This window comes from Peptoniphilus sp. (assembly GCF_022767005.1).
Classification (GTDB): domain Bacteria; phylum Bacillota; class Clostridia; order Tissierellales; family Peptoniphilaceae; genus Peptoniphilus_A.
This window is the reverse complement of sequence record NZ_JALEOV010000089.1, coordinates 1-2,900: the sequence shown is the minus strand read 5'-3', so window position 1 is coordinate 2,900 and position 2,900 is coordinate 1. Positions and strand designations below refer to the sequence as shown.

Sequence of the window (2,900 nt, the reverse complement as noted above, 5' to 3'; positions counted from 1 at the left end):
TTCAAGTACATCAGCAACTGTGTATCCATTTGCCTCAGCAATCAAAATCTTGTTGCCATCTTTAATGTGATAGGATTTTGGTGAAGTAATCATTACCTTCATATCCTTCTTAATCTCTTGATCAACACTTGGACTTACAACGTCCTTATTTTTAAGTACTATACCTTCTTTTTCTAAAAATGCACCCACAGTCTTTTCGTATGTAAAAACTGTCCTTGTCTTTCCATTAATATTTAATTCAACATCATTTCCTAGAGCTGTGCTAAAACCCATTGTAAGTACTGACACGAGAGCTAGAACTATTAAAATAAATTTTGCATTTTTAAAAATATTTTTCTTATTCAAATAAATAACCTCCATAACGTTACAAAGTTGTAGATTTTGTTACAATTTTGTAACCTCTTCTAACTTCATAAAAGTATAATAAAAAAAACTTATTTTGTCAATTTTTTGTAACCATTTTGTAATTCTTGTCACAACCCTTGAAATTCAAGCATTTTTTATCTTGTATTATTTAAATATATTTTATAAGAAAAATAAAAAAAGCTCTAAACCTTGAAATTTAGAGCTTTAAAATAAAATATTACATTTTTGTTACAAGTATTTATTAACTTTTTATTACTTCGTGCTATTTACAGCAAACTTTTCTTTTTTAGCAAAATTCAAATTGAATAATTAACACTTTATATAAGGTCAAAGACTTATTCTTTCTACAAATCTTCTCGTTATTTTGGCAGTAAAACCCCAAATAATAATGCCTTTATAATCATAAAATAGAACTTCTTCTCTTCCTCTTTTGAATTTGTAATTTTTTCCATTTGGAATCAAATGATAGGGAAAGTCTTCGTTTCTATTTACATTTAAATCTAACTTGTAGGATTTTGGTTCAGTTTCCGTAAAAAATTTTAGTGGTACTGTAAAAATTTTTTCAACTTCATCCTTTGAAGGACTAATTTCAAAAAAATCTTTTTTTATCTCGCCAATATAAGTGTAAATAATAGCGGAATATGGGTTTACTAAAAAATCCCCTTCTGAATATATTTCTACATCTTTTTCTTTTATTAATAATTCCTCACAGGTTTCACGAATAGCAGCATTTCTTGGACTTTCATTTTTCTCAATTCGACCACCAGGAAAAGAAATTTCTCCAGGTTGATTTCTAAGAGTTAGTGCCCTTTCTTCAAACAAAAGATGTATTTCTCCCTTTCTCTTTATCAAAGGTATCATGACGGAAAACCTATTTTTTATATCAAGAGGCATTGAACTTTTCTTCTGAAGTTTAGCTTTAATTCTCATTAAATCAAAATCAGCATTAAAATCCATTTTCTATTTCCCTCACTAATCCCTCAACTGTATAAATTTTGTACCTGTCTATCTTCTTTTTTTCTGCTTCACTTTCTAAAAGCTTGTATAAAAGTTCATCATACTTAAAATTTTCTGGCATGTCTAGTTCTGCTGCAACTTTTGGTGCATACTCTTCAAATATTTTTCTAATAACTTTATTGTCGATTTCATCGACTTTGTCCTTTAAAATTTTATAAATATACTTTAAACTTTCCTCTTCTTTAATTGGCAAAATATAATAGTCCTCTCCCTTTAGTCCCTTTACAGTTCTAAAGGCATCGAAGTAGCCATTTTTTATTAATTCGTCAGCTCTGTTCGTATCAAAACCAAGTGCCGAACCAAGTCTTTTATTTGGCTTAATAATATATTTTGCACGCTCTTCATTTTTTATGATACCATCGGAAAGTCTTACTAAAACAATATCTATGTCATCGTCAATCATTTCAATTGGAGCTGGAGATGCAAAACCTCCGTCTAAAAATATTTTTCCGTGAAGTGGTTTTAATTTAAAGAAAGGAATATAACAGGAAGCAATAATGTAATCTTTGATTAACCCCTTCTCAATATCTTCTTTAAATAATTTCTCAACTTTTAAATCAGATACATTAACTGTGCAAATGCCAAAATCTATATCTGAACTTCTAAGTTTTTCTTCATCAATAAACTGATCCACTAGTCTAAAAAGTGGATAGGGAGACCTTGTCAATTCGGGAATTTTTATGTCATGATTCCTAAGTTTTTCTACAATTTTAGTCAAAATATCTTGATCTTCCTCTACACTTTTTAATTCATTTACAAAGGAAGAAAAGTCCAAATTTTTCCAAGCTTTAAAACATTCGTAAGCATCACCTTGGGCAAACATTGCTCCGTTAAAGGCACCAATGCTTGTTCCAACAATTTTTGAAAAATTAAATCCCATTTCCATGAGAGCAAAATAAGCACCTACTTGATAAGCCCCTTTTGCTCCACCACCTTCAAGGACCAAACCCCACTTTTTCATTTTTCACTTCCAAGTTCAGATGTACAGTGTGGACATCTAGTTGCATCAATTGCAATAGTTGACTTGCAGAAAGGACATATTTTTTCTGTCGGTTCCACTTCTTCTTCTTTTTTAAATTTGCTAGTAACTTTTGAAATTTGTTTAATCATTATAAATATTACAAGTGCAATAATTAGAAAATCAAAAACTGATTGCAAAAATACGCCATATTTAACTTCAGCAGTTCCAACAGTAACACTTAAATCAGAAAAATTAACTCCACCAATAATAATTCCAATAAGTGGCATTAAAATATTCTCCACAAGGCTCGATACAATTTTGCCAAAAGCTCCACCTATAATAACACCAACTGCCATATCCATTACATTGCCCTTAGCAATAAATTCCCTAAATTCTTCCATGAATCCCTTCATTTTCTACCTCCTAATTTTTATGGATTTCTTATTAGTATAAGATACCCAACATTTTAATAAAAAAACCTATTAAGTTATACTTAATAGGCAATATGATTTTATTAAATTTGTTTTAAAATAATATTATTTTTATTCAGAAGTTC

4 protein-coding genes are annotated in these 2,900 nt (G+C 29.4%); all 4 read right to left on the bottom strand.

Translation table 11 applies throughout. The annotated features are described in order from the left end of the window. On the bottom strand, positions 1-345 hold a 345-nt coding region (locus MR285_RS06725), incomplete at its 3' end, for a ubiquitin-like domain-containing protein (protein WP_293559320.1). Positions 346-693: 348 nt separating this feature from the next. After that, positions 694-1,323: a CoA pyrophosphatase gene (locus tag MR285_RS06720; protein WP_293559318.1), complete on the bottom strand. Its 630-nt coding sequence runs from the start codon at positions 1,321-1,323 to the stop codon at positions 694-696. Next, positions 1,313-2,344, bottom strand: coding sequence for a patatin-like phospholipase family protein (locus MR285_RS06715; RefSeq protein ID WP_293559316.1), 1,032 nt, complete (start codon positions 2,342-2,344; stop codon positions 1,313-1,315). Before MR285_RS06715 ends, MR285_RS06720 begins: the two co-directional genes overlap by 11 nt. Then, the gene (gene mscL / locus MR285_RS06710) at positions 2,341-2,757 is read right to left on the bottom strand and encodes a large conductance mechanosensitive channel protein MscL (RefSeq protein ID WP_293559314.1); all 417 of its coding nucleotides are present in this window, start codon (positions 2,755-2,757) and stop codon (positions 2,341-2,343) included. The genes MR285_RS06715 and mscL overlap by 4 nt, the downstream gene beginning before the upstream one ends. Between the last annotated feature and the right edge of the window lie 143 nt (positions 2,758-2,900).